Origin of the sequence: Streptomyces sp. MMG1121 (assembly GCF_001280015.1) — a bacterium.
In the GTDB taxonomy this organism is placed as follows: Bacteria; Actinomycetota; Actinomycetes; order Streptomycetales; family Streptomycetaceae; genus Streptomyces.
This window is the reverse complement of record NZ_LGDV01000002.1, coordinates 163,948-170,169: the sequence shown is the minus strand read 5'-3', so window position 1 is coordinate 170,169 and position 6,222 is coordinate 163,948. Positions and strand designations below refer to the sequence as shown.

General features: G+C 72.0%; 6 protein-coding genes. 3 read left to right on the top strand and 3 right to left on the bottom strand.

All coding sequences use genetic code 11. The features are described 5' to 3' along the window. The 3 genes from ADK64_RS03020 to ADK64_RS03010 form a co-directional block, all read right to left on the bottom strand. Window positions 1-882: NADH-quinone oxidoreductase subunit C (locus tag ADK64_RS03020; protein WP_234384441.1), on the bottom strand; the 882-nt coding region annotated here is incomplete at its 3' end. Further along, a complete protein-coding gene (locus ADK64_RS03015; protein ID WP_053654570.1) occupies window positions 879-1,484 on the bottom strand; it encodes an NADH-quinone oxidoreductase subunit B in 606 nt (201 codons plus the stop codon). The genes ADK64_RS03015 and ADK64_RS03020, both read right to left, overlap by 4 nt. Beyond that, entirely contained in the window at window positions 1,475-1,894 is a 420-nt protein-coding gene (locus tag ADK64_RS03010; RefSeq protein ID WP_053654569.1) for an NADH-quinone oxidoreductase subunit A, read from the bottom strand. The genes ADK64_RS03015 and ADK64_RS03010 overlap by 10 nt, the downstream gene beginning before the upstream one ends. 232 nt (window positions 1,895-2,126) lie before the next feature. Here ADK64_RS03010 and ADK64_RS03005 point away from each other — a divergent pair, with 232 nt between their 5' ends. From ADK64_RS03005 to ADK64_RS02995, 3 genes are all read left to right on the top strand, one after another. Next, window positions 2,127-3,308, top strand: coding sequence for a sensor histidine kinase (locus ADK64_RS03005; protein ID WP_053654568.1), 1,182 nt, complete (start codon window positions 2,127-2,129; stop codon window positions 3,306-3,308). A 406-nt stretch (window positions 3,309-3,714) separates the two neighbouring features. Next, window positions 3,715-5,052, top strand: a complete 1,338-nt coding sequence (locus ADK64_RS03000) for a sensor histidine kinase (RefSeq protein WP_053654567.1) — start codon at window positions 3,715-3,717, stop codon at window positions 5,050-5,052. A 284-nt stretch (window positions 5,053-5,336) separates the two neighbouring features. Beyond that, entirely contained in the window at window positions 5,337-6,026 is a 690-nt protein-coding gene (locus tag ADK64_RS02995) for a response regulator transcription factor (RefSeq protein ID WP_324614356.1), read from the top strand. Window positions 6,027-6,222: the final 196 nt, after the last annotated feature.

The window sequence follows — 6,222 nt, the reverse complement described above, 5'->3', positions numbered from 1 at the left end:
GGCCGGGGTGGGCGTCGGCGCCGCGGAAGGCTCGGTGGCCGCATCATCCGCCGCGGTCTGACCGGTCTCGCCCTCGGCCGCAGGCTGTGTCGCCGTCTGGCTCAGCGAGCCCTGACTCGCGCTCCGCGTCCGACGCGGCCGGGCGGCGGCTCCCGGAGTTCCCTCGGCAGCCTCCCCGGGCGCTGTTGTCGGCTCGGTCGCCGGTGCCGCCTGGCTCGCGGAGCCCTCCGTCGCCGTACGCGCGCGCCGTACCGGGCGTTCGCCCGCCGCGCGTGCTGCCGCGCCGCGGGCCGGGCGGGCCGGGGCGGGCGGGAGCTGACCCTTCAGCGGGCCCCACTCGTTGGGGTCGGGTACGCCCGGGGGCAGCATCTGGCGGCGTTTCGGGCCGCCGTGTTCGGATTCCCCGGGCTCCTTCGCTCCGGGCCAGGCCTTGGCCACGCGGGCGGCGAGGACGAAGTCCTTGCGGAGCGGGTGGCCCTCGAAGTTCTCCGGGAGCAGCAGATGTGCGAGGCCCGGGTGGCCCTCGAAGCGGACGCCGAACATCTCGTGGGTCTCGCGTTCGTGCCAGGCGGCGCCCGCGTAGACGCCGACGGCTGAGGGCAGTTCGGGCGCCTCGTGCGGGACGGTCGTACGGACGAGGAGACGGCGGACCGGGCCGAGGGCGACGACGTGGGCCGAGACGCGGAAACCCGTGCCCGGTTCGTCGACCGCGCTGAGCCAGTCGAAGTAGGTGCAGCCCAGGGTCGTACGGGCCGTTTCCAGGGCGGTGAGCCAGGAGGACGGCGGCACGTCCACGGTCAGGAGGTCGTACGCCTCCTCGGCCGTGGCGTCCGTGCCGAAGAGGTCCTGGGCCGGTGCGGGCAGCCAGCCGACGGTGCTCATCCGGCGCTCCCCTCACCGGCCGGAGGCTTCACCAGGTCGCTGGTCAGCGCGGCCACCGACGGCCGGGTGGTGGCGTACCGCTCCTCCAGCGACTCCTGGGCGATCTTCTCCTGGAGCTTGAGGATGCCCTGGAGCAGCGCCTCGGGGCGCGGCGGGCAGCCGGGGACGTAGACGTCCACCGGGATGATCTGGTCCACGCCCTTGGTGACGGAGTAGGAGTCCCAGTAGGGGCCGCCGCAGTTGGAGCAGGCGCCGAAGGAGATGACGTACTTCGGCTCGGGCATCTGCTCGTACAGGCGCTTCACGGCCGGGGCCATCTTGTCCGTCACCGTGCCCGAGACCACCATCAGGTCGGCCTGGCGGGGGCCGGGCGCGAAGGGGATCACGCCGAGGCGGATGAAGTCGTGGCGGGCCATCGATGCGGCGATGAACTCGATCGCGCAGCAGGCGAGGCCGAAGTTGAAGACCCAGAGCGAGTAGCGGCGGCCCCAGTTCAGGATCACCTTCATCGGCTCGGGAGCCAGACGGGCGAGCGTGCCCAGCCGCTTCGGCTCCGGGAGGAGGACGGGTTCGGACACCGAGGGGGAGGGGTTCACGTCCATGCCAGGACGCCCTTCTTGTATGCGTACAGCAGGCCCACGGCGAGGAAGCCGAGGAAGACGAACATCTCCACGAGCGTCGCGGCGCCGTAGCCGGGGGCGGCGAAGACCGTCGCCCAGGGAAAGAGGAAGATCGAGTCGACCGCGAAGATCACGTACAGGAAGGCGTAGACGTAGTAGCGGACCTGGGTGTGGGCCCAGCCCTCGCCGACGGGGTCGACGCCGCACTCGTAGGTCAGGAGTTTCTCGGGGGTCGGCACGACGGGGCGCAGCAGCCGGCCGGCGCCGAAGGCGATCGCGACGAACAGCACGCCGACGAGCGCGAGCAGGCCCACCACCGAGTAGGACCGGAAGTAGCCGGCCGCGATGACGTTCGCCGCGGCGACCGTCGAGTCCCCCAACGTCTCCCGCACCGTCCGCGCCTCGCTCCCTGACCTCGTGACCTGAGTGAACTCTTTGAACTCTGTGATCCCACGTGTTCGAGGATCTGTACGCACCGGAGTCTAGGCCCTGATAAAGAGACGGTAAGCAGCCCGTCACGGGGTGAGACGGGTGGCGGGGGGGTGGGGGTGGGGTTTTCCCCCGCGAGCGGAGGGCGGCGTACCGCATGGCGCGGAGGGTGTCGCGCACGGCAGGCTGGCCGGTATGACCGCTTCCAGCTCCGCCGTCGACCGGACCGATGGCACCGATCGCCTGCCTCCGCTCCGGCCGGCCTACGACGCGCACACGTGGAAGGAGATCGCGTATCTCCTGCTCAACCTGCCGATGACGGTGTTCGGCTTCGTCTACGCGATCACCACGCTGTCCGTCGGCGGGGCCCTCACGATCACCGTGATCGGCCTGCCGCTGCTAGCGCTCAGTCTGCTGGGCTCCCGGCAGCTGGGCAAGCTGGAGCGGGCCCGCGCCCGCGGGCTGCTCGGAGTGCGGGTGGAGGAGCCGACCCCGCTGCCGCTCGCCAAGGGCGGGGGCCTGCTCCAGCGGCTGTGGATGGCGCTGAAGGATCCGGTGGGCTGGCGGACGCTGCTGTACGACCTGATCCGGCTGCCCTGGGGCATCCTCACCTTCGCCACCGTGCTGACCTCGCTGTTCGTGCTGTGGCCGGTGCTGCCGTATCTGGCGCGGGGCCTGGCGAACGTGGACCGGGCGATGGTGCGCGCGCTGCTGTCGCCCTCGGACGAGCTGGAGCGCCGTATCGCCGAGTTGGAGTCGGACCGGGGGGTCGTGGTCGACACGGCCGCCGCCGACCTGCGCCGGATCGAGCGGGACCTGCACGACGGGGCGCAGGCGCGGCTGGTGAACCTGGCCATGGGGCTCGGCCTGGCCAAGGAGAAGCTCCTGGAGGACCCGGACGCGGCTGCCGCGATGGTGGACGAGGCGCACGGCGAGGTGAAGCTCGCGCTCCAGGAACTGCGCGATCTCGCCCGGGGCATCCACCCGGCGGTGCTGACCGACCGGGGCCTGGACGCGGCCCTGTCCTCGGTGGCCGCCCGCTGCACGGTGCCGGTGAAGGTCACCGTGGACCTGGCGGCCCGGCCGGCGGCGGCGATCGAGGGCATCGCCTACTTCACGGTCTCCGAACTCCTGCAGAACGTCAGCAAGCACAGTCGGGCCCGCTCCGCCTCGGTGGACGTGTGGCGCGCGGAGAACCGGCTGATGCTCCAGGTCCACGACGACGGCCAGGGCGGCGCCCGGCTGGAGGGCGGCAGCGGGATGCGTGGGCTGGCGGAACGGCTGGGCGCGGTGGACGGCCTGTTCGTCCTCGACTCCCCGGCCGGCGGCCCGACGGTGGTCACGGCGGAACTGCCGTGGCGGGACCGGACGGAGTAGCCGACCCACGCCCGGGCCCCACGGCGCACGGAGTAACCGGCCCGCACCCCGCCCCACGGCGGACGAAGAGCCGACACGCGCCCCGGCCTCAAGAAGAGCCGGGACGCCTCGGCCCCACGGCGCGCGGAGCACCGAGTAGCGCGCACGCCCCGCCCGCACGGCGTGCGCAACAGCACGCACGCCCCGCCCCTCCCCCCACGGCGCACGGAGCGACGGCACACCCCTCCCCGGCCGGCGCGGCGTGGGGCGGGGTGGGGTGGGGTGGGGAAAACCCCCGGGTCGAGACGCCGACGGACTCCATGGCACCGAAACCGGCTGCGCACGACCCTGGAGACACAGCTGAACGCGGCTGAACAGGGCTGAAGAAGCCGGACAGCGAGAGACGACGAGAACGGAACGAGATTCGATGGCCACGGAGTACGGACACGGGTATGAGCGGAGGCAGGGGCGCCCCGCCGGAACCGGCTACCGGCTGCCCGCCGGACTGCGGGCGCCGTTCGAGGCGCGCAGCTGGCGCGAGTTCGGGTACGTCCTGCTGAGCCTGCCGATCTCGATCATGCTGTTCACCTGGACGGTGACGATGGTCTCGCTCGGGGCGGGCCTGCTCGTGACCTTCCTCGGCGTCCCGGTGCTCGCGGCGGCGCTCGCCGGCTGCCGGGGCTTCGGCGCGCTGGAGCGGGCGCGGGCGCGCGCGCTGCTCGGACTCGACCTGGCCGCGCCGGAGCCGCTCCAGGTGCGCAAGCCGGGCGCGCTGGCCTGGATGGGCGCGGTCCTCAAGAGCGGCACCTCCTGGCGGAATCTGCTGTACGCGCTGGTGCAGTTCCCGTGGGCGGTGTTCTCGTTCACGGTGGCGCTGGTCTTCTGGACGCTGGGCTGGACGCTGCTGACGTACCCGGCGTGGTTCTGGGTCCTTCCGGCCTACGCCGGCCAGAGCGGCATCCAGCTCTACGGCGACGAGCACCACAGCGTGTATCTGGACAACCCGTTCGAGATCACCGTGACCGCGCTGGTCGGGCTGCTGTTCACGCTGGCCACGCCGTGGATCGTACGGGCCCTGACGACGGTGGACGGGCTGCTGGTACGGGGGCTGCTGGGCCCGTCGCTGCTGTCGGCACGGGTGGTGGAGCTGGAGTCGGACCGGGGGGTCGTGGTCGACACGGCCGCCGCCGACCTGCGGCGCATCGAGCGGGACCTGCACGACGGGGCACAGGCCCGGCTGGTGAACCTGGCCATGGATCTGGGGCTGGCGAAGGAGAAGCTCCGGGAGGATCCGCGGGCGGCGGCGCAGATGGTGGACGAGGCGCACGGCGAGGTGAAGACGGCCCTGCAGGAGCTGCGCGATCTCGCCCGGGGCATCCACCCGGCCGTCCTGACCGACCGGGGCCTGGACGCGGCCCTGTCCGCGGTCGCCTCGCGCTGCACGGTGCCGGTGCGCGTCGAGGTCGACCTGCCGGCCCGCCCGGCGGCGGCCATCGAGGGCATCGCCTACTTCACGGTCTCCGAACTCCTGCAGAACATCAGCAAGCACAGCCGCGCCCGGTCCGCCTCGGTGGACGTGTGGCGCGCCGAGGACCGACTGCTGATCCAGGTCGCCGACGACGGGGTGGGCAGCGCGGACGCCTCCCGCGGCTCGGGCCTGGCCGGCCTCGCCGGCCGTCTGGACGCGGTGGACGGCGTCCTCGTGGTGGACTCCCCCGAGGGCGGCCCCACCCGGGTGATCGCGGAACTGCCCTGGCGGACCTGACGGCACCCCGGCCGACGGCGAAGCCCCCTGGCCGAGGGCCCGCCGTAGACCATGGCCGTAGACCATGGCCGCAGGCCATGAGCCAGAGGCCGCCGTAGGCCATGAGCCAGAAGTCATGGGAATACCGGCCTCCACGCCCCTCTCCGGTCTCTCCGGCCCCTACTCCCCCCTGCCTCGCCGGCGGAATTCCTGGTGGGGCGGCGGTCCGTGGCGATTACTGGAATGCTTGACCTTCGTACGGACGACTACGGACGACTACGGACGAGCGTCGACGGAGCGCGGGCATGGGGGGCCGGGAGATCGTGGAGGACAGGGTGCGGGTGGTCATCGCCGAGGATTCAGTGCTGCTCAGAGAGGGCCTGACCCGGCTGCTGACCGACCGCGGGCACGATGTCGTGGCCGGTGTCGGGGACGCTGAGGCGCTGGTGAAGACCATCGCCGACCTCGACGCGCAAGGGACACTGCCGGACGTGGTGGTGGCGGACGTACGGATGCCACCGACCCACACCGACGAGGGCGTGCGCGCCGCCGTACGACTGCGCAAGTCGTACCCCGGGCTCGGGGTACTGGTGCTGTCACAGTACGTCGAGGAGCGCTACGCCACCGAACTGCTGGCCGGTTCCAGCCGGGGCGTGGGCTATCTGCTCAAGGACCGGGTCGCCGAGGTGCGCGAGTTCGTGGACGCGGTGGTGCGGGTCGCCCAGGGCGGTACGGCGCTGGATCCGGAGGTGGTCGCGCAGTTGCTCGGCCGCAGTCGCAAGCAGGACGTGCTGACCGGGCTGACCCCGCGCGAGCGGGAGGTGCTCGGGCTGATGGCCGAAGGACGTACGAACTCGGCGATCGCCCGGCAACTCGTGGTCAGCGACGGCGCCGTGGAGAAGCACGTCAGCAACATCTTCCTGAAGCTCGGCCTGGCGCCGAGCGACGGCGACCACCGACGGGTTCTCGCCGTTCTCACCTACCTGAACTCATGATGCCGTCAGCCGCGCGTCAGACCGTCCGGCTTCTGTTGGGAGACGGGCGGAAAACCGTGGAACGCGCGGGAAGCGCCTTGATCGGCGCTCGAGCACAGCGGGACATCATGGAAGCCGATGAAGCCAGCGCGACATGCCGTCTCGAAATGTCGTCCAATCCATGGATGACCTCGGGAAGGCGACCCTAACCGACGTA

What these genes read in the sequence shown, in the direction of transcription:
- ADK64_RS02995 (WP_324614356.1), top strand. Translation starts at nt 5,337, where the DNA reads ATGGGGGGCCGGGAGATCGTGGAGGACAGGGTGCGGGTGGTCATCGCC.
- ADK64_RS03000 (WP_053654567.1), top strand. Translation starts at nt 3,715, where the DNA reads ATGGCCACGGAGTACGGACACGGGTATGAGCGGAGGCAGGGGCGCCCC.
- ADK64_RS03005 (WP_053654568.1), top strand. Translation starts at nt 2,127, where the DNA reads ATGACCGCTTCCAGCTCCGCCGTCGACCGGACCGATGGCACCGATCGC.
- ADK64_RS03015 (WP_053654570.1), bottom strand. Translation starts at nt 1,484, where the DNA reads ATGGACGTGAACCCCTCCCCCTCGGTGTCCGAACCCGTCCTCCTCCCG.